The following is a 21012-nucleotide window of genomic DNA, read 5'->3' as shown; positions in this document are numbered from 1 at the left end:
ATAAATTAAATAAGATTCCCTTGAAGGGGAGTAGCTTTCACGAAAGTGATAATCAATCGTCATTACGGATTACATATCCCGGTTGATTAGCGGGTATATTAACTTGTTAGCAAGACCTTCAAAGTAGGCTGTGTCACAGTTTGCTTTGGAGGTCTTTTTTATTTTTGAAAAACAACTCATTAGTAAAATACAGAGAATTTTAGACTATTGCATCGGAGATATTAACAACAGAAATTCTAAAAAAATGTATTAACTTTATGAGTAAAGTGTATTGTAAGTGAAATAAATTTTAAATTTAAACTGGAGGGATATTATGTTTTACAAAAAAAGTATCAAAGAAGTAATAAAGGAGCTAGATAGTAATTTAGCTGGGATATCTAACAAAGAAGCAAATGAAAGGTTAGAAAAATACGGATATAATGAATTAAAAGAAAAAGAAAAAACGCCAACATGGAAGTTATTTGTTGATAGCTTTAAAGATCCATTAGTTATAATTCTTTTAATAGCAGCATTAGTTCAAGTATTTTTAGGAGAAGTAGTAGAGTCTGCGATAATATTTGCAGTGTTAATACTAAATTCTATACTTGGAGTAGTTCAAACAAAGAAAGCAGAAGGTTCACTTGCTAGTTTAAAGCAGCTATCGGTTCCAAATGCAAAGGTAATAAGAAATAATGCTAAGGTAACTATACCATCAAAAGAGTTAGTACCAGGAGATATTGTAATTCTTGAAGCAGGAGATTATGTGCCTTCAGATGGTAGAATAATAGAAGCTCAAACTCTTAAAGTTGTAGAAGGAATGTTAACAGGAGAATCAGAGCCTGTATTAAAACATGAAGATGCAATAAATGACGAGTGTGCATTAGGAGACCAAAAAAATATGGTATTTAGTGGTTCTATGGTAGTTTACGGTAGAGCAACATATGTAGTTACAGGATGTGGTATGAATACAGAAGTTGGTAAAATAGCTAACTTACTAGATAACGCAGAGAATAAACAAACACCACTTCAACAAAAATTAGATGATTTTAGTAAAAAATTAGGTATAGGTATAGTAATATTATCAGCTATAATATTTGGAGTTCAAGTTCTTAGAGGTGGAAATGTAGCTGATTCATTTATGTTTGCAATAGCTATAGCAGTTGCAGCTATACCAGAAGCATTGTCTTCGATAGTTACAATAGTATTAGCAGTTGGAACAAATACAATGGCTAAAAAACAATCTATAATAAGAAAGTTACCAGCAGTTGAAACATTAGGTTCTACAAGTGTAATATGTACAGATAAAACAGGTACATTAACTCAAAATAAAATGACAGTTGTAGATTTTTATATGTACGGAGTTAAAGAACTTAGTTTAGCAGATAATGTAGGCGGATATGAAATAGCGGCAACTAAAAATAATTTTATTCAAGAGGAAACACTTACATTAGCATCTGTACTTTGTAATGATTCAGATATAACTAGTGAAGGGATAGAAATAGGAGATCCAACAGAAGTGGCTCTTATAAATTATGCAGAGAAAAATAACTTAAATTATAAACAAATTAGAGAAAAATATAATAGATTAAGTGAATTACCATTTGATAGTGATAGAAAACTTATGTCAACTATAAACAAAATAGATGATGAAGTTACAATGTTTATAAAAGGTGCTCCAGATGTAGTATTTAATAGATGTAAATATGTATTAGATGACGGAGAATTAGTGCCTATTACGCAAGAAATAATAAATGAATATAAAAAATCTAATGAAGAATTTTCAAATAAAGCATTAAGAGTTTTAGCATTTGCAACTAAGAACATAGATGATGAAAACTTTGTTCCATCTATAGAAGATGAAACAGATTTAACACTTGTTGGTCTTATGGCAATGATAGACCCTCCAAGAGATGAGGTATATGATGCAGTTAAAGATGCTAAAAAATCAGGTATAAAAACTGTAATGATAACAGGTGACCATAAAACAACAGCAAAAGCTATAGCAAAAGATATAGGAATAATGGTTGATGGAGATTTAGCACTTACAGGTCAAGAGTTAGATGCTTTAAGCGATGAAAAACTAGACAAAGATTTAGAAAAAATATCAGTTTATGCAAGAGTTTCACCAGAAAATAAAATAAGAATAGTAAAAGCATGGCAAAGAAAAGGTAAAGTATGTGCTATGACAGGCGATGGTGTAAATGATGCACCAGCTTTAAAGCAAGCTGATATAGGAATAGGTATGGGAAGTGGAACTGAGGTTGCTAAAGATGCATCAGCTATGGTATTACTTGATGACAACTTTGCAACAATAGTTAAAGCAGTTGAAGTAGGTAGAACAGTTTATGATAATATTAAAAAATCTATAACTTATTTATTCGCAGGAAACTTGGGTGGAATAATAGCAATACTATTTGCAGTATTTGCGAATTGGGCTAATCCATTTACAACATTACAATTATTATTTATAAATTTAGTAACAGATTCATTACCAGCAATAGCATTAGGACTTGAAAAACCAGAAAAAGCTATTATGAATAATCCTCCGAGAAACCCAAATGAAGGTATATTATCTGGAGGAACTTTAAGAGCAGTATTAGTTAGAGGTAGTATAATAGGAGTTGTTACTATAATAGCTCAATATATAGGACTTAAACATTCGCAGGAACTAGGAACAGCAATGGCATTTACTACACTTACATTATCTAGAATAATACAAACATTTGCTTCAAGATCTAATACTGAAACAATATTTAAACTTGGATTTACAAGTAATAAATATGCTTTAGGAGCAGTTGTTATATGTTTAGGTATGTTTAGTATAACATTATTACCATTTATGAGAGATATATTTGCAATACCGGCAAGTTATGGATTAACAAGCTTTGTAACTTGTTTTGGATTAGCAATAATTGCAAGTTTATTTATGGAAGCTAGTAAATTCATAAAGAAAAATTAATTTGAATTAAATATAAAAGCTACTACATCAACCTAATTGAACTAGGTTAATGTAGTAGCTTTATTTAGCGTAATGCATTTAAAAAAATCTTCCTTTTATTTTGTTTTAATAAATAATAGATTATTTAATTTAGATTTATAGGATTTCTATAGATTTAATATTATTTTTATCTATGGAAAAAGAGGTACCTAGCTCTTTACCAGACATTGTTAATAAATTTACAATTTCTCCATTATTAAACATCTCTAACCATTCTATTAAAGAATTAAAGTTTTTCACTGTATTCCTTTCAACTATTTTTTCAAAGCCATTATTAAAAGTTATTTTTACGCTGTCGATTCTCACTTATATCACCTTCCTATGTATATAATATTTTATCTCAATTAGGGTTTTTATAATACCTTTTAATAGAATAATAATATTTTATTAGAAACATTACAACCTATAGGTTGTAATGCTATTGTAACTATATTTATATCGAAGGAGAGAAGAGGACAAATATAAGAATTTAATGCTTTTCTATAAATCTAAAAAATAACAAAGTATTCTGAAAATTTTCTGAAAATTACTTTGACTTAAATTTGTCCCATATACTACAATCTAAATACAACCTGATATATTAAAAAATATGTAAAAATAAAATCATATGAAATTAGGGGGAATGTAAAATGGAAGCAAGAGAATATGTACTAGATTTAATACAAAAGGCACGTAGAGCACAACAGGAATTTGAAAAATACTCTCAAGAAAAAGTAGATGAAGCAGTTCGTGCTATAGGTAAAGCAGTATATGATAATGGAGAAATGTTAGCACGTATGGCAGTAGATGAAACTAGAATGGGTGTTTATGAAGATAAAATAGTTAAAAATAAAGGTAAGTCAAAAGCAGCTTGGAATAAGCTTAAAGGTGTTAAAAGTAGAGGAATTCTTCGATACATAGAAGAAGAAGGTCTTGTTGAAGTAGGAAAGCCAATAGGTGTTGTAGGTGCTGTAACTCCAACTACTAACCCTACCATGACACCAATGCAAAATGCTATGATAGCTCTAAAAGGTGGAAATGCATTAGTTATATGTCCACATCCAAGAGCAAAAAATACTGGAGTAAAAACTGTAGAATTAATGAGAGAAGCTTTAGAGGCAGTAGGATCACCAAAGGATTTAATTCAAATAGTTGATGAACCAAGTGTAGAAATATCTAATTTAGTAATGCAATTATCAGATGCATGTATATCAACGGGTGGTCCTGGAATGGTTAAGGTTGCTTATAGTAGTGGAAAACCTGCCTTTGGTGTTGGTGCAGGAAATGTACAATGTTTAATAGATAAAGATGCTAATATAGATGAGGTAGTACCTAAAGTAATAAAAGGTAGAATATATGACAACGGTATATTATGTACTTGTGAACAAAATGCAATATGTCCATCTGAAAAATATGATGAACTTATCTTAGGATTAGTAGCAAATGGTGCTTATTATGTTAAAGAACAAGAAGAAGTAGATGCTTTAAGAAAAGCTTTATTCCCAGAAGGAAAAATGAATGTAGCTTGTGTTGGTGCAACTCCTTTTGATATAGCTAAAATGGCAGGAATAGATATTCAAGAAGATACAAAACTATTAGTAGTTAAAGTTGAAAAATATGGAACAGATGATTATTTTTCAAAGGAAAAAATGTGTCCAGTATTATCAGCTTATAGATATGATACATGGGAGCAAGCTGTTAATATTGCAAATGCTAACTTAGAATATGAAGGTAAAGGTCATAGTGTGACTATACATTCATATACAAAGGAAAATATAGAATATGCAGCACAGATACTTCCTGTTTCTCGTTTTGCAGTTAATCAAATAGGTTCAAGTGGACTTGGAGGATCTTTTGTAAATGGTCTTAATCCTACAGCAACACTTGGATGTGGTTCTTGGGGAAATAATAGTATAAGTGAAAATCTATGGTTTAATCATTTAATTAATATAAGTAGAATTGCATATGAAATTCCAGGTAAACGTGTTCCGACAGATGATGAAATTTGGAATTAAAATTTCATAATTAAGGGAGATAAAAAAATGGTAAAAACATTCAAAGAATTAATAGAAATAGTTAAAGCAGGTGAGCTTCAAACCATATCTGTGGCAGTAGCACAAGACAAGGACGTATTATCTGCAGTTAATAATGCATATAAGATGGGAATTGCCAATGCGATTTTAGTAGGAGATAAAGAAAAGATTGAAGAAATAGCCTCTGGAATTGGCATGGATATAAATAATTTTGAAGTTATAGATATCAAAGATAAAACAGAAGCTTGTACACAAGCTATAAAATTAGTACGAGATAAAAAAGCATCACTTCCAATGAAAGGTTTTGTTGAAACATCTGATATATTAAAAGCAGTATTAAATCATGAAACTGGTTTGAGAGCTGGTAACTTAATAAATCATGTAGGAGTGCTAGAAGTAGCAGGATATGATAGATTGTTTATTTTAAGTGATTCGGCTATGACGATTGCACCTACATTAGAAAATAAAGTAGATATAATAAATAGTAGTGTAAGAATTGCTCATGCTTTAGGAAATGAAGAACCAAAGGTTGCTGTACTTTGTGCAGTTGAAAAAGTAAATCCTAAAATGCCTGCTACATTAGATGCCGATAAACTTACAAAAATGAATGAAGAAGGTTTTATAAAGGGATGTTTAGTAAAAGGACCATTAGCAATAGATAACGCAGTATGCGCTGAAGCTGCAAAACATAAAGGGATTAATCATCCTGTTGCAGGAAATGCAGATATATTAATAGCGCCAGATATAGAAGCCGGTAATATTTTAAATAAATCCATGGAATACTTTGCAAGAGCTGAAAAAGCTGGTGTTATTATGGGAGCTAAAACGCCAATTATATTAACATCTAGGGCAAGTTCAGATATATCAAAGTTGAATTCTATTGCACTTGGGGCATTAGTTGTTCAACAACTTGGAAAGGAGTAGATATATGGAAAAAATATATACTTTTTTAATAATAAATCCTGGTTCAACTTCAACTAAAATATCAATATTTGAAAATGATAAAGAAATAATTACTGAAACAATACGCCATTCTACAGAAAAAATAAATTCATATAAAGAAATATATGATCAATTTGACTTCCGTAAAGAACTTATCATGAAAACTCTCGCCGATAAAAATGTAAACTTATCTAAATTCTCAGCAATAATAGCTCGTGGTGGAAATATGAAACCTGTTGTAGGTGGAACATATAAAGTAAATGAAGAAATGCTGAAAGACTTAAAAATAGGGGTTATGGGGCAACATGCATCTAATTTAGGTGGAGGCCTTGCTTATTCAATTGCTAACGAATTAGGGCTAAATGCATATGTTGTTGACCCTGTTGTGGTAGATGAATTTGAGCCACTAGCTAGAATATCAGGAACACCGCTAATACCAAGAAAGTCTAAAGACCATCCTCTAAATCAAAGGGCAGTAGCAAGAGCTGCGGCTAAAGATATGGGTGGAGAATATAAAGATTTCAATTTCATAATTGCTCACTTAGGTGGGGGTATATCTGTAGGAACTCACAAAAAAGGAAGAATGATAGATGTAAATAATGCACTAGATGGTGATGGACCTCTTTCTCCAGAAAGATGTGGAGGAATACCTTTTGGAACGGTTATGGATCTGTGTTTTTCAGGTAAATATACAAAACAAGAACTTAGAAAGCAATTAGTTGGAGGAGGTGGTTTAGTAGGATATCTTGGAACAAATGATGCCCGTGAAGTTGGTAAACGTATTAAAGAAGGAGATGAATATGCAAAGCTTATATATGAAGCTATGGCATACCAAATTTCAAAAGAAATAGGTGCATCTTCAGCTGTACTAAAAGGTAGAGTTGATGCGATTTTATTAACTGGTGGCCTTGCATATGACAGTATGCTTATGGATTGGATTAAAGACAGGGTAGAATTTATAGCACCAGTTAAAGTATTCCCAGGAGAAGCAGAAATGGACGCTTTAGCTTGTGGAGTGCTACGTGTCTTAGAAAATAAAGAAGCATTGCAGCAATATCCAAATATATAACTTAAAGTTATGAAAGGGATGAATTTAAAATGACATCTTTACATTATATTGGGGCCTTATTGGTACTCGCTTTAATTACTTGTGTTGGTATTTATTCAGGTAAACGTGTAAACTCAGCTGGGGATTTTGCAACAGGTGGAAGAAAGGCTGGAGTAGGAATTGTAGCAGGTTCTATAATAGGAACTTTAGTTGGTGGTTCTTCAACTATAGGAACAGCTCAGCTTGCTTTTACCTATGGATTTTCAGCTTGGTGGTTTACATTAGGGGGAGGTATAGGATGCCTTATATTAGCTCTTGGATTTGCAAAACCTCTTTATAATAGTGGAATAAGTACTCTACCACAAGTTTTTTCAAGAGAATATGATCAAACATCAAGTACAGTTGCAACGGTTTTAATGTCTATAGGAAGTTTTTTAAGTATCGTTGCACAGGTATTAGCAGGAATAGCATTAGTTACTTCAGTAAGTTATTTAGGACCTATAACCGCTACTATATGTATTATTTTATTAATGCTTGCTTATGTAGTATTTGGTGGTGTTTGGGGAGCTGGACTAGTAGGTATAGTAAAAACTATTTTACTTTATGGTACAGTAATCATTTGTGGATTTATGGCAGTTAATCTTGGAGGAGGAATTTCTAGCTTTAAAGCTGCATTACCAGATGCACAGTACTTTAACCTTTTTGCAAGGGGTACGTTTGTAGATATGGGTGCAGGTATTTCTCTCATACTTGGTGTAATTACAACACAAGCATATATTCAAGCTATTATTTCTGCAAAAAATCTTAAAATATCAAAAGCTGGTGCACTAATTAGTGCAATCTTAATTCCAATAGTAGGTACTGCTGGAATATTTGTCGGAATGTATATGAAAATAACTTCTCCAGATATGTCTGCAGCTTCTGCACTTCCTACATTTGTTATACAAAATGTTCCACCTCTTGTTGCGGGAATGATTTTAGCAACATTACTAGTTGCATTAGTAGGTACAGGAGCAGGTGTAGCGCTTGGTCTAAGTTCTATGATATGCAATGATATATACAAAGTATATTTTAATAAAGACGCAAGTGATAAGACTTCACTTACTGCATCACGTGTTATTATAGCATTGATACTTGTATCAGCAGCACTATTTACAACTGGAAATATGGGATCTTTAATACTTGGATGGAGTTTTATGTCTATGGGTCTTCGTGGAGCTGTAGCATTTGCACCAATGTGCGCGGCATTATTTTTCCCAGGGCGTGTTAACAAAAAATTTGCTTTAGGTGCTATTATAGCAGGTCCAGTTTTCGTATTGATTGGAAAGTTTATTTTACCATCATTTATAGATCCATTATTCTTAGGTGTTGGAATTTCAATTTTAATAATGCTAGTAGGGTATTTTGTAAATAAAAAAGAGAATCAAAAAGTATAATATAATTTAATTTAGGATTATTCATAACCCATATAAAATAATGAATATGTCAAAAATTATTTTATCTCCATAATTTTTTATATGACAACTTAATGTACCAAAAATTAAGTGGTACAAATGATAACTTCAACGACACCTTAAATAACTTATTGAGATTGACTATAAACAAAAGAACAGTCTATTAAAAAAAAAGTTATTTTATTTAAAAAGGGAGGTTACTTTATGGAAGAGAAGAAATTTGACAGAGTATTAGGTAAAAAAGACGTGCTAGCCCTGGCATTTGGAGCAATGATAGGATGGGGTTGGGTAATTTTAGCAGGTATGTGGATTCAAAAAGCAGGTTCCCTAGGAGCAATGGCTGCCTTTGGACTTGGTGGGATTATGATAGTCTTTGTAGGTTTAGTTTATGCAGAACTTACATCTGCACTGCCCCAGTCTGGTGGTGCACAAGTATTTAGTCAGAGAGCACTTGGCAAAAATGCATCCTTTGTATGTACCTGGTCACTTATATTAGGATATGTAGGTGTTGTTGCTTTTGAAGCATGTGCACTTCCTAATGTAGTAGAGTATTTATTCCCTAAATTTTTACAAGGACATATGTATACAATAGCAGGATTTGATGTATATGCTAGCTGGGTTGGAGTAGGTGTTATTAGTTCTATTCTTATTACAATGATAAATTACCGTGGAACAAAAGACGCAGCTTTTCTACAAAAAATTCTAACAGTAATTATAGCAGTAGCTGGAATTGGATTAATGATTAGTGCTCCAATAAGTGGTGATGTTTCTAACGCAGAGCCTCTATTTAAAGATGGATGGAATGGTATGTTAGCTGTTGCTATTGCAACACCATTTATGTATATAGGTTTTGATGTAATTCCTCAAACAGCAGCAGAAATAAATATGCCATTTAAGAATATTGGTAAAATACTAATATTATCTATAGTTATGGCAGTTGCATTTTATGTATTAATTATCTTTGCAGTATCTCTTTTAATGACTGAAGACCAAATGTCCTCATCTGTACTTGTAACAGCAGATGCAATGAAGATAGGATTTGGGAATAGTGAAATAGCAGCTAAAGTTTTAATTATTGCGGGTCTAGCAGGTATTGTTTCAAGTTGGAATGCATTCCTTATGGGAGGAAGCCGTGCAATGTATGCATTATCTCAAGCTAAAATGCTTCCAGCATTTCTTGGAAAAATACATCCAAAATATAATACTCCATCAAATGCAATTCTTTTAATTGGTAGCTGTTCTATTATAGCACCTTTCTTTGGAAAAAGTATGATGGGTTGGCTAGTTAATGCAGGTAGCTTTGCAATTGTTATTGCATATGCAATGGTAGCTATATCATTTATGGTTTTAAGAAAGAAAGAGCCTAGTCTGGAAAGACCTTATAAGATAAAGAATTACAAGTTTGTAGGATATATGGCTATAACTTTATCTATATTTATGCTTCTATTATATATCCCTGGTATGATTTTTGCTGAATGGGTAATCGTAGGAGTGTGGGTAGCAGTAGGAATAGTATTTTTCTTTTCAGCAAAGAAGAAGTACTCTAATTTAGAAACTAATGAAAAATAAAAAAATATGAAGATTTAAATACGACATAATAGTATTTAACATATTTTGAATTCAAGGAAATTACTCAAGTAATATCTGGTATTTAGTGCCTAGAATACCAGAGCACTTGAGATATAAATGAAGTCAATTTTTTATTAGGGGGAAATTAGAATGAAATTAAGAAATTATAATTTAAGTAAAGAAGAGCTTAAGGATTTAACAAAAAAATATATGATTGAAACTTATGAAAGATTTGATTTTGTAGCACAAACTGCTAAAGACATGTATTTATATGATGAAAAAGGAAATGCATACTTAGACTTTTATGGTGGAGTAGCAGTAAATAGTGCTGGTAGTTGTAATAAAAAGGTAGTAGATGCTATTCGTGATCAAGTTAAAGATATAATACACACTTTCAACTATCCGTATACGCTACCTCAAACATTACTTGCACAACTAATATGTGAATCAATAGGGATGGATAAAATATTCTATCAAAATTCAGGTGCAGAAGCAAATGAAGCTATGATAAAAATGGCAAGAAAATATGGAACAGATAAATATGGACCTAATAAATATCATATTATAACAGCTAAAAATAGTTTCCATGGTAGAACTTATGGAGCAATGTCTGCAACAGGTCAACCAGATAATGCATGTCAAGTAGGATTTAAGCCAATGGTACCAGGATTTAGTTATGCTGATTTTAATGATGTAGAATCATTTAGAGAACAAGTAACTGATGACACAATAGCAATAATGATTGAGCTAGTTCAAGGAGAAGGTGGAGTTAGACCTGCAACTCAAGAATTTGTTGATGGTATAAAAGCTCTATGTGAAGAAAAAGGATTATTATTACTATTTGATGAGATACAAACAGGTTGGTGTAGAACAGGTAAAGTAATGGCATATATGAATTATGGTGTTAAACCTGATATAGTATCAATGGCAAAAGCAATGGGTGGAGGAATGCCAATATCAGCAGTATGTGCAAGTGAGGAAGTTGCTAAAGCATTCTCTATGGGATCACATGGAAGTACTTATGGTGGAAACCCAGTATGTTGTGCAGCGGCTTATGCTCAAATTAATGAATTACTTGATAGAAACTTAGCAGATAATGCGGCAGAAAAGGGAGCTTATTTTATGGATAGATTAAAAGAGCTACCTCATGTTAAAGAAGTTAGAGGGAAAGGATTATTAGTAGGTGTTGAGTTTGATTTACCTATTGGTTTAGATATAAAACACAACTGTATAGATAGATACCTTCTAGTTACATTAATTGGAACTAGTATAATAAGAATGGTTCCACCACTAATTTTAACAAAAAAAGATTGTGATAAAGCTTTTGATATATTAAAAGAATCAGTTGAAGTTGCTTTAGCTAATTTAGATAAATAGATATTAATATAGAGTGTAGATAGATTTGTGTAAAAACAAATTTATCTACACTTTCTTTTGTTTCAACAAAGGGTTTATAAAATAAAGCATACATCATTCCAAAAAATGGTTATAATTAAAATATTAAATATAATTATCGAAAATTAATATGCCATTTTAAAAGTACAAGGAGATTATAATGATGGAAAATCTTTGAAAGACTTGTGAGTTAAAGTAATTCCAATGTATATGAAAAATAAAAAAGTGATAAAATTTATGATATATGTATTTGGTTTTTAAATGTATTTTTTAGGAATACTTAAAAATGGTATAATATAAATAGTGTTATAGTTGTTATATTTTAATAGTACAAGTTATAGGGGGGAGTAATAAAATGGATATAAAACCATTGATAGGTATTTCGTATGAACTTATATTCCAGTTATTTAATACAATTCTTATTTTAGGAATTTTAATATTTATTGTATATGGAATATATAGTTTTATAAAAAAACTTAAAGGTAAAAATAAATATGAAAATAGAATCATAGAATTAGAATGTAAGATAAAAGAATTAGAAAATAAAATAAATAATAATAAAATATAAGTTTTTAAAAAAGGAGTACTATGTAGACTTCTTTTTTTATGTCCAATAAAACATTTGTTTTCGAGAACATGTCAAAAGGAGCAGAATTATAGCTAAAATCATTCAGAATCATATTAAAATTGTTCACTAAATTATAGATACCTTTTTACTTATATTTCAAAGAAAAGCCTAATAAGATAGGAGCTTATGCTCTTATTTTTAAAATTATGAGGATATTGATAGTATAATATTTAAAAAATTGTGGCTAACCTGTGAATTGAAGTTATATCAATATATTTAAAAAATAAAAAGTGACAAATAACAAAAAATCGATAGCGAAAGTTAAATTTAAGTGAAAATTAAATGAACCATTTAGCAGCTAGATGCATCTAATTAGTGTAAAAGCAAAGAAGTAGCGCTACAATTTGCAAGGAAAGGTAGGAAGTTAATTGAATAAAAATACATTTATAGATAAAGTTCTTGAAGCTGAACGAACTTTATATCATGTATCTAAATCAATTTTGATTAATGATCAAGACTGTGAGGATGCAGTTCAGGGGGCAATTTTAAAAGCCTATGACAAATTAGGAACACTAAAAGAAGAACAATATTTAAAAACATGGTTGATTAGGATACTGATAAATGAATGTTATCGTTTGAAACGTAGAGAATGTTGGAAGGTATCTTATGAAGAATGCTTTGAGTTTGCCAAGGCTGATGATAAAAAAGACTATAGCGAATTATATTTGGCTATTCAGAAATTACCGCCACGCATTCGCATTACAATTGTTCTTTATTATGTAGAGGGATATTCTGTAGAAGAAATTAAACAGATTTTAAAAATACCTGCTGGAACTGTAAAAAGCAGATTATCAAAAGGACGAAAATTATTAAAAATAAAGTTAAATCATATGGAGGTAACTTATGAATAATTATAATTGGAATAATGCCTTTCCAGATATACCAAGAAGTTTTAAAAATAGGGTAAATTCCACATTAAACCACTTACCAGATAAAAAGGAGCATGATGAAATGGAAAATAGAAAAATATATAACAAAGTATCATTTAAGAAAAGAATTACGGTTACACTAGCAGCCATTTTTGTATTAGGGACAACTGCATTTGCAGCAGGAAAAATATCCTCTTTAGTTTCAGGTTCGAGTAACATACCAACTTATACTACGATACCTACAGAAAAACAAGTAGATGATGATTTTGGATTTAATCCTAAATTAGTTGAGAAATTTGACAACGGATATATCTTTACAAATGGATATACTGTAAATACTAAAGCGTTGGATGAGCAAGGCAATTCTTTAGGAAAATCAAAAGACCTTGATTTTGTTTATGCAAAAGGGGACGATAAAGTAAACCTTGAGATGGAAAATGGAATGTTAGGTGAAAAATCAGAACAAGAGGTTGTTATTGATACCTATAACGGTATAGATTTATATTTTAATTCAGATGCTTACAAGTTCGTACCAGAAGATTATGAAATGACAGAACAAGATAAGCAAGATGAAGCATCAGGTAAATATGTATTTAGTTGTGGACCTAAAAAGGAAGAAGTCGCTCAATTTAAATATTTGAATTGGACAGAAGATGGAATCTACTATTCTTTCTTGGCAAGGGATTCTGATTTATCACAAGATGAATTAGTTGAAATGGCACATCAGGTTATAAGTGCCAAATAGAAAGATTATCACATATATACTCAAAGTTTGCAATAGAACAAAGTTAATATAAAGCTGCTCCACTTCTCATTATGAGCAGATAGCTTATTAAAATATTTTATACCCTTTCGAGGGTAGCAAGATCTTTTGTACAAGGCAGTAGCCATAGTGACTTTTACGGTGATTATGGCTACTTTTTTATATTAAACAAAAGTGAAGTTTTAAAAGGATTTATAATTATAACATAAAGTATTTATAGGAAGGAAGCTTTAAATACTTTATGTTATAATGTTACTTAAAAGTGTCAACAGTGATAATATATAATTATATAATATATTATAAAAAGGAGCATTAAGATGATGAACATTAAAATAGCAGATAAAATAAAAGATAAATCTCCTAATACAGTTATAGGAACTATAGAAGCAAATGTAATTGTAAAAGAACATGAGGACAAACTATGGGAAATTATAAAAAATAAATGTAATGAAATACAAGCAAATATCAATCAAAATGAAATATCAAAAATAAAGAACATAGAAACTTCAAGAATAGCATACAAAAGCTTAGGCAAAGACCCAAGTAGATACAGACTTTCATCAGAATCCTTAGTAAAAAGAGTAGTAAAAGGAATGGAATTATACAAGGTAAATAATGTAGTAGATATAAATAACTTAATATCACTAGAAAGTTTTTATTCAGTGGGGACATATGATTTAAGCAAGATTGGGGAAAAAATATCTTTAACAGTAGGAGAAGAAGGCGAAAAATATGAAGGAATTGGTAGGGGATTAATAAATTTAGAAAATCTACCTGTTTTTGAAGATGAAGTAGGTAAGTTTGGTAGTACTACATCAGATTCTAACAGAGCTATGATAAACAGTGAAACAAATCATATTCTTATGAATATAATATCTTTTAACGGAGATGAAGAATTAAATACATATATGGATTATGCAATAGAATTACTAGAAAATTATGCTGATGCTACAATTATAGACACTAAAATTATTTATTAAGAATAAAGAAATGCATTTTATTAATAATAAATCAATATTGATTTTAAAGTAAAGAATAAAAAAAAATGGCATGTATGAGAGTAACTTCATACGTGCCATTTTTTTATATTTAAATCTATTTTTTATGATGTTTTTCAGGATGGCAATTCTCAGCAAAATTCTCAGGAGACTTTTTACTAGTAGATGTCCATTGGTTATTAGTTTCATCTTTTTGCTTTACACCAGTTTTACTAGTCAAAGAAATATTTGATCCAGCCCATTGGTTGTTATTTTCACATTTCTTTTGTTTATTCATGTATATCACCTCTAATTAAAATATTTATTTCATATCTGTATTAACTTTTGATGTATTTCTTTGAGGATATGAATTATTAGTATTAACAACTCTAAAATTTAATAAATCAGTAGTTTCACTATCAGAACTTTCATTAATTTCTATCTGATCTAGTATTTCTTGATGTTGGTCATCAAATTTATCGAGATATAGGAAATCATCTTCACTTGTAGTCATCTTTTTCTTGCTCATCTACATTCTCCTTTATTAATAAAGTAAGTATATAAGCTAGTATTTGTAAAAATAAATTATATATGCAAATAACCAAGATTTAACATATTATTATAGTCTAAAAAAATATAATTAAATATACGAAAATAAAAATATCCATGTGGAGGATAAAAAATGAAACCAATAAAAATATGCATAGGAAGCTCTTGTTATATTAAAGGTTCATATGATGTAGTTGAAGCATTTAAAGTTTTTATAAAAGAATACGATTTACAAGACAAGATAGAATTATTCGCATCATTTTGCCTAGAACAATGTACAGAAGGAGTTTGCGTTAAGCGTTGGGATGAAAAAATACTATCAGTTAGTAGAGATAATGCTAGATATGTATTTGAAAATGAAATAATTCCATATATTTAAGGGGGGATTTTAATGTGGTTTATGGGCTTTTCAGATGGAAACTGTAAGGATTGTTATGCATGTGCAAGAATGTGTCCTGTTCATGCTATAAAGGTTAAAGACAAGGAAGCGCATATTATGAAAGAAAGATGTATTGTTTGCGGAAAGTGTATTAATGTATGCCCACAATATTCAAAGGTTAAATCTTATATACATGTAGTAAAAGAATATATAGAAGATAATAAAACTATAGTAGCATCTATTGCCCCTAGTTATGTTGCAGCCTTTGGAAAAAACAGTAATAAATTAGTAACAGCTCTTAAGAAATTAGGTTTTAAGTATGTAGAGGAGACTACATCGGGTATCGAACCTATCACTGAGATATACAACATATATGCTAATGATCCAAGTGATACTCCTTATATAACAAGTTTTTGTCAATCTGTCACAAGCCTTATTCAAAAACACCACCCTCAGCTTATTAAAAACTTAGTTCCTGTAGTATCTTCAGCTACCAGTCATTCTAGGATTCTAAAAGAAAAGTACGGTCAAGATACTAAAGTCATTCATATAGGACCTTGTTTATCTAAAAAAGTAGAAGGTTATTATGAAAAATCATTAGACGTGGTACTTACTTTTGTAGAACTAGTAGAATGGTTACAAGATGAAAAGATTAAATTAGATGAATTAGAAGAAACCTCTTTTGATAATGAAGTATGTAGTACTCAGAGTTTATTAAATATTACTGGAGAACCATTAGAGATTATAAAAAGTAGAAATCCCAGAAGAAAGATTATAGAAGTAGATGGTATAAAAGACTGTATAAAAGTTATAGAAAGTATAAAAAAGGGAAGATTTAAAAATACCTTAATAGAAATGAGTTGTTGCAGACATGGTTGTTTACAAGGTTTAGGTATGCCAAAGAGTGATTTGACTGCATACGAACGCAAAGGAAAATTTATAAAATATTCTAAAATTCCATTAATATGTGGTGAGAAAGAAAATTCAAGTCATAGTAAATATCTAGAAATTCCAGTTGATAAAAGTTTTAAGCCTCTTAACGTACCTCTTAAACAACCGACAGAAAAAGAACTGAGAAAAATCCTAAATGATATGGGTAGACATATAAAAGAAGATGAAATAAATTGTGCTAGTTGTGGATATCACACATGTAGAGAAAAGGCAATTGCAGTATATAATGGTATGGCAGAGATAGAGATGTGTTTGCCTTTTATAAGAGAGAAAGCAGAAACCTTAACTAATGTTATATTTGATACTGTTCCAGAGATGATTATAATTGTTAATAAAGAATTTAATATAACTCAATTAAATAATAGAGCTAAAAACTTCTTTGGAATAAATGAAAATATCAGTAATGGTATTTCAATAAGTAAATATTTAGATGAAGACGTATTTAAAAAGGTAAAAGGAACTAAGGAAAATATAATTAAACAAAAAATATTTCTACCTGAGTATGAATCTACAATAATACAAAGTGTAATATGGGTTGAATTAAATCAAGTAGTTTTATTCTTTGCACATGATATCACTGAATATGAGAATATACAAAAGAAAAACCAACAAGTAAAGTATGATGCGATAAACATGGCACAACAAGTTATAAACAAGCAAATGGTAGTAGCTCAAGAAATAGCAAGCCTCTTAGGAGAAACAACAGGAGAAACAAAGGCGACTTTAACAAAACTAAAAAATCTTATTCAAGAGGAAGAAGGAAAATAAAATGATGAGATTTTTTATAGATTTTGCAAGTGGGAGCTTAAATAGATACAATGAGGAATTATGTGGTGATAAGGTAGCATTTTATAATGATAATGAAAAGTTTATAGCAGTACTATCTGATGGCTTAGGAAGTGGTGTAAAAGCTAATATTTTAGCTACACTAACAGCTCAAATAGCAATCACTATGTTAAAGGAAGGACTTCCGATAGAAGAAGTCATAGATACTATTATTCATACCCTTCCTGTATGTTCTGTTAGAAAATTGGCTTATTCTACTTTTACAATAGTTAAGGTAGAGGCAAATGGAATGGTATATATAGCAGAGTTTGAAAACCCAAGTGTATTTTTCTTAAGAAGAAACAAAATAAATTCATTAAAGTGGAGTACATCACAAATAAATAATAGAACAATAAAAGAAAGTAAATTTGAATTAAGAGAAAATGATGTATTAGTATTTGTAAGTGATGGAGTCATACATGCAGGTGTTGGTCAGGTATTAAACTTGGGCTGGGGATGGAAAGACGTGGCAGAACACTTAGAAAGAACTATAAAAAGTAACATATCAGCAAAGTCAATAACCAATAATCTATTAGGTGCATGTGATTTACTATACATGGAAAAACCAGGAGATGATGCAACGGTTGCAACTGTCAAAGCTATTAGGCAACAAAAGGCAGTAATATTTTCAGGTCCTCCAATAGATAAGAAAAAAGATAAAGAAATAGTAGAAAAAATACTAAAAACCTCAGGCAAGAAAATAGTATGTGGAGGGACAGCGGGAAATATTGTAGCAAGGCACCTTAAAAAAGAAATAAAAACAAGCTTCAATATAATTGATAAAGAAATACCACCAATCGGATATATAGAAGGAATAGACCTTGTTACAGAAGGAGTATTAACTATAAGAAAGGCGGCAGAAAAATTAGCATCTATAAAAACTTCAAATGATTTAAGTTTCATTTATGCACAAGATGGAGCATCACAACTTGCTAGAATGTTGTTTGAAGATTGCACTCATATAAAGATGATTATAGGAAGGACCATTAATCCAGCTCATCAAAATCCCGATTTCCCAGGTGAATTAAGTATAAAACTATATGTTTTAAATTCTCTTAAAGCAGCACTAATAGATCTAGGTAAAATAGTTGAAGTTGAATATTATTAAATTATAGATTAAAAACATAAGTAGATAATATTCATGGCAACATATATAAGTTAGAAAGAAACTAAAAAATACTTGTTATTATAAAGGTATAAAGTGTATAATATAATCCGGCATTTAAATTTGCTTTTTTATTATAAAAGTCAAAATATGTAGAATTATTAAAACTAGTTTGTTTTGTAAATACATATAATGGTTAATACATTTGGGGCAAGAACTTCAGCTAAAGCTTTATTTAGGCAAAGGCAAGAAGTGTATGTATAAATATATATTTACAAAAAAATGTTTGAGGATTTAATACATAAAGGTTTTTAAAATTACAAATACTTAAAACTAGTATGAATTAATTAAAAACTTAAAACTAAAGTTAAGTTTAACAAAGACTATAGTTAAATAATAATTCTATATCAATGAAAGTTAAATGCAACTAATCTATAATATTACAGAAATAGAGGAAGAGAATATGACAATATTGATAAATGCATTAGGCATAGTTATTTTATTAGGAACATTATACCTATTATCATCTAACAAAAAAGATGTTAATAAAAAAATGATATTAAAAGCATTTTTAATACAGATAGTAGTAGCATTTTTATTAGTAAAGTTTCCATTAGGTAGAGTGGCTTTACAAAAAGTGTCGGATGTAGTAACTAACATATTAAGTTACGGTGCACAAGGATTAACCTTTATATTTGGTTCATTAGAAAATCCAGGAGCTCCAACAGGATTTATATTTGGTATACAAATTCTAGGAAATATAATATTTATATCATCATTAGTAGCGGCATTATATTATCTTGGTGTTTTAGGAGCTGTAGTTAAAGTAATAGGTGGAGTAATAGGAAAAACACTTGGAACTAGTAATGTAGAAAGTTTTGTTGCTGTTGCAAACGTGTTTTTAGGTCAAACAGAATCTCCTATACTTGTATCTAAGTACTTAAAAGGTATGACTGAAAGTGAAATAATGTTAGTTTTAATATCAGGAATGGGTAGTATGTCTGCAACTGTACTTATGGGATATGCAGGAATGGGTATACCTATGGAGTATCTTTTAATAGCTGGAGCATTAGTTCCACTTGGAAGTATAATAGTATCAAAGCTGATACTTCCAGAAACAGTAAATGCAGAAAATGCTTCTTTAGCATCTGCTGAATGTGCTGTAACAGAAGAAGTAAGTATAGACAATAAAGGTGATAATGCAAACCTTATATCTGCAATATCTCAAGGAGCTAATGATGGTCTTCAAATGGCTTTAGGTATAGGTGCATCACTTATTGCTATAATATCTTTAGTTGCTTTAGTTAATGGTATATTAGGAGTAGTTGGGATATCTTTAGAACAAATTTTATCATATGTATTTGCACCTATAGGATTCTTAATGGGTCTAGCAAAAGAAGATATATTTACTGCAGGTCAATTACTTGGAAGTAAATTAATATTAAATGAGTTTGTTGCTTTTGGTCAATTAGGTAAAATATTAAATACGTTAGATTATAGAACAGGACTAATGATGTCAATATCTCTGTCAGGATTTGCTAACATAGCTAGTATGGGTATATGTATATCAGGTATATCAGTATTCTGTCCAGAAAAAAGAGATGTATTAGCAAGACTAGCATTCAGAGGAATGATAGGTGGATTCTGTGTAAGTTTATTAAGTGCTTTAATAGTAGGATTAATAATTGCTATATAGCTAAAAAATAGATTATAAAAAACTCCCTTTTGATATAAATTTCAAAGAGGGAGTTTTTTTACATAATTTTATATTCTATTTAATAAAATTTCATTATTTTTAAACTTAATATTATAATCAGAAAATATAATAAGAATTTGGTGCAATCCAACACTAGAAATTATACCCATAGCACTAAAAAAAGAAACCTTTCCAATCTCAGAAACTAAAGGAGAAAAACCAAATGAACCTAAAAATGCAGAACCATCATAAGATTTTTCAAGTGTATATTTACACCTATTTCTATTGGAAGTTCCTATAACTACATTATGTATAGGTTGTAAAGTTTTAACTATTTTTTTATCACTAACAATTATTTTACTTTCTTTATTTTTAAGAGCAATTTCTAAATCAGCTCTTGTACTTGCTTTATACATATAATCAACCTCCTTTCAACTGCATAAATATTTATGATCCATTAGTGTTATAAAGAATATTATATCATAAATTATATTATGTATTGCTATAGTTATATATATGTGTTATTATAGTATTTAGGCAACAAAGCGAAACAAAATAATGACGCGGGGTGGAGCAGTTGGCAGCTCGTTGGGCTCATAACCCAAAGGTCGTAGGTTCGAGTCCTACTCCCGCAACCAAAAAAAGTATATTATAATTATACTGCTTAGAAAATAAAGTTAAATAAACAATGACGCGGGGTGGAGCAGTTGGCAGCTCGTTGGGCTCATAACCCAAAGGTCGTAGGTTCGAGTCCTACTCCCGCAACCAAAAAAGTATATTATAATTATACTGCTTAGAAAATAAAGTTAAATAAACAATGACGCGGGGTGGAGCAGTTGGCAGCTCGTTGGGCTCATAACCCAAAGGTCGTAG

General features: G+C 30.2%; 19 protein-coding genes and 2 tRNA genes. 17 read left to right on the top strand and 4 right to left on the bottom strand.

What is annotated here, in order from left to right:
• Nucleotides 1-313: 313 nt before the first annotated feature.
• Nucleotides 314-2938, top strand: coding sequence for a cation-translocating P-type ATPase (locus AC11VW_RS01085; protein WP_484299544.1), 2625 nt, complete (start codon nucleotides 314-316; stop codon nucleotides 2936-2938).
• A 135-nt stretch (nucleotides 2939-3073) separates the two neighbouring features.
• Here the strand turns inward: AC11VW_RS01085 and AC11VW_RS01080 are convergent, their stop codons facing one another.
• Nucleotides 3074-3283, bottom strand: coding sequence for a hypothetical protein (locus AC11VW_RS01080; RefSeq protein WP_484299543.1), 210 nt, complete (start codon nucleotides 3281-3283; stop codon nucleotides 3074-3076).
• A gap of 323 nt (nucleotides 3284-3606) precedes the next feature.
• Here AC11VW_RS01080 and AC11VW_RS01075 point away from each other — a divergent pair, with 323 nt between their 5' ends.
• The 10 genes from AC11VW_RS01075 (at nucleotide 3607) to AC11VW_RS01030 (ending at nucleotide 14637) form a co-directional block, all read left to right on the top strand.
• The gene (locus tag AC11VW_RS01075) at nucleotides 3607-4971 is read left to right on the top strand and encodes an aldehyde dehydrogenase family protein (RefSeq protein ID WP_484299542.1); all 1365 of its coding nucleotides are present in this window, start codon (nucleotides 3607-3609) and stop codon (nucleotides 4969-4971) included.
• Nucleotides 4972-4998: 27 nt separating this feature from the next.
• Nucleotides 4999-5913, top strand: coding sequence for a phosphate butyryltransferase (locus AC11VW_RS01070; protein ID WP_484299541.1), 915 nt, complete (start codon nucleotides 4999-5001; stop codon nucleotides 5911-5913).
• 4 nt (nucleotides 5914-5917) lie between these two features.
• Nucleotides 5918-7000: a butyrate kinase gene (buk, locus tag AC11VW_RS01065; RefSeq protein WP_484299540.1), complete on the top strand. Its 1083-nt coding sequence runs from the start codon at nucleotides 5918-5920 to the stop codon at nucleotides 6998-7000.
• Between the two features lie 29 nt (nucleotides 7001-7029).
• Nucleotides 7030-8415, top strand: a complete 1386-nt coding sequence (locus tag AC11VW_RS01060; RefSeq protein ID WP_484299539.1) for a sodium:solute symporter family protein — start codon at nucleotides 7030-7032, stop codon at nucleotides 8413-8415.
• A gap of 222 nt (nucleotides 8416-8637) precedes the next feature.
• Complete coding sequence (locus AC11VW_RS01055; protein ID WP_484299538.1) at nucleotides 8638-10002, top strand: APC family permease; 1365 nt, start codon at nucleotides 8638-8640, stop codon at nucleotides 10000-10002.
• A 150-nt stretch (nucleotides 10003-10152) separates the two neighbouring features.
• The gene (locus AC11VW_RS01050) at nucleotides 10153-11379 is read left to right on the top strand and encodes an aspartate aminotransferase family protein (protein ID WP_484299537.1); all 1227 of its coding nucleotides are present in this window, start codon (nucleotides 10153-10155) and stop codon (nucleotides 11377-11379) included.
• A gap of 373 nt (nucleotides 11380-11752) precedes the next feature.
• A complete protein-coding gene (locus AC11VW_RS01045) occupies nucleotides 11753-11965 on the top strand; it encodes a hypothetical protein (protein WP_484299536.1) in 213 nt (70 codons plus the stop codon).
• Between the two features lie 428 nt (nucleotides 11966-12393).
• On the top strand, nucleotides 12394-12876 hold the full coding sequence (locus AC11VW_RS01040; RefSeq protein ID WP_484299535.1) for an RNA polymerase sigma factor: 483 nt from the start codon (nucleotides 12394-12396) through the stop codon (nucleotides 12874-12876).
• Nucleotides 12869-13639 (top strand): hypothetical protein, encoded by a 771-nt coding sequence (locus AC11VW_RS01035; RefSeq protein ID WP_484299534.1) that lies wholly within the window; start codon nucleotides 12869-12871, stop codon nucleotides 13637-13639. The genes AC11VW_RS01040 and AC11VW_RS01035 overlap by 8 nt, the downstream gene beginning before the upstream one ends.
• A 335-nt stretch (nucleotides 13640-13974) precedes the next feature.
• The gene (locus tag AC11VW_RS01030) at nucleotides 13975-14637 is read left to right on the top strand and encodes a B3/B4 domain-containing protein (protein WP_484299533.1); all 663 of its coding nucleotides are present in this window, start codon (nucleotides 13975-13977) and stop codon (nucleotides 14635-14637) included.
• A gap of 115 nt (nucleotides 14638-14752) precedes the next feature.
• On the opposite strand, the gene AC11VW_RS01025 is transcribed toward AC11VW_RS01030, so the two are convergent.
• Both AC11VW_RS01025 and AC11VW_RS01020 read right to left on the bottom strand, forming a co-directional pair.
• Nucleotides 14753-14932: a hypothetical protein gene (locus tag AC11VW_RS01025; RefSeq protein ID WP_484299532.1), complete on the bottom strand. Its 180-nt coding sequence runs from the start codon at nucleotides 14930-14932 to the stop codon at nucleotides 14753-14755.
• Nucleotides 14933-14956: 24 nt separating this feature from the next.
• Nucleotides 14957-15163, bottom strand: coding sequence for a hypothetical protein (locus tag AC11VW_RS01020; RefSeq protein ID WP_484299531.1), 207 nt, complete (start codon nucleotides 15161-15163; stop codon nucleotides 14957-14959).
• A 153-nt stretch (nucleotides 15164-15316) separates the two neighbouring features.
• Here AC11VW_RS01020 and AC11VW_RS01015 point away from each other — a divergent pair, with 153 nt between their 5' ends.
• The 4 genes from AC11VW_RS01015 (at nucleotide 15317) to AC11VW_RS01000 (ending at nucleotide 20139) form a co-directional block, all read left to right on the top strand.
• Nucleotides 15317-15562 (top strand): (2Fe-2S) ferredoxin domain-containing protein, encoded by a 246-nt coding sequence (locus AC11VW_RS01015; protein WP_484299530.1) that lies wholly within the window; start codon nucleotides 15317-15319, stop codon nucleotides 15560-15562.
• A gap of 12 nt (nucleotides 15563-15574) precedes the next feature.
• Nucleotides 15575-17281, top strand: a complete 1707-nt coding sequence (locus tag AC11VW_RS01010; RefSeq protein WP_484299529.1) for a [Fe-Fe] hydrogenase large subunit C-terminal domain-containing protein — start codon at nucleotides 15575-15577, stop codon at nucleotides 17279-17281.
• A gap of 1 nt (nucleotide 17282) precedes the next feature.
• Entirely contained in the window at nucleotides 17283-18446 is a 1164-nt protein-coding gene (locus tag AC11VW_RS01005) for a SpoIIE family protein phosphatase (protein ID WP_484299528.1), read from the top strand.
• A gap of 460 nt (nucleotides 18447-18906) precedes the next feature.
• Nucleotides 18907-20139 (top strand): NupC/NupG family nucleoside CNT transporter, encoded by a 1233-nt coding sequence (locus AC11VW_RS01000; RefSeq protein ID WP_484299527.1) that lies wholly within the window; start codon nucleotides 18907-18909, stop codon nucleotides 20137-20139.
• 68 nt (nucleotides 20140-20207) lie between these two features.
• Here AC11VW_RS01000 and AC11VW_RS00995 read toward each other — a convergent pair whose 3' ends face one another.
• Nucleotides 20208-20555, bottom strand: a complete 348-nt coding sequence (locus tag AC11VW_RS00995; RefSeq protein WP_484299526.1) for a hypothetical protein — start codon at nucleotides 20553-20555, stop codon at nucleotides 20208-20210.
• Nucleotides 20556-20701: 146 nt separating this feature from the next.
• On the opposite strand from AC11VW_RS00995, the gene AC11VW_RS00990 reads away from it, so the two are divergent.
• Both AC11VW_RS00990 and AC11VW_RS00985 read left to right on the top strand, forming a co-directional pair.
• A tRNA-Met gene (locus AC11VW_RS00990) sits at nucleotides 20702-20777 on the top strand.
• 54 nt (nucleotides 20778-20831) lie between these two features.
• Nucleotides 20832-20907, top strand: a tRNA-Met gene (locus tag AC11VW_RS00985).
• Nucleotides 20908-21012: the final 105 nt, after the last annotated feature.

This window comes from Romboutsia sp., from assembly GCF_056995035.1.
The sequence above is the reverse complement of the archived record's forward strand: the minus strand, read 5'-3'. Positions and strand labels throughout refer to the sequence as shown.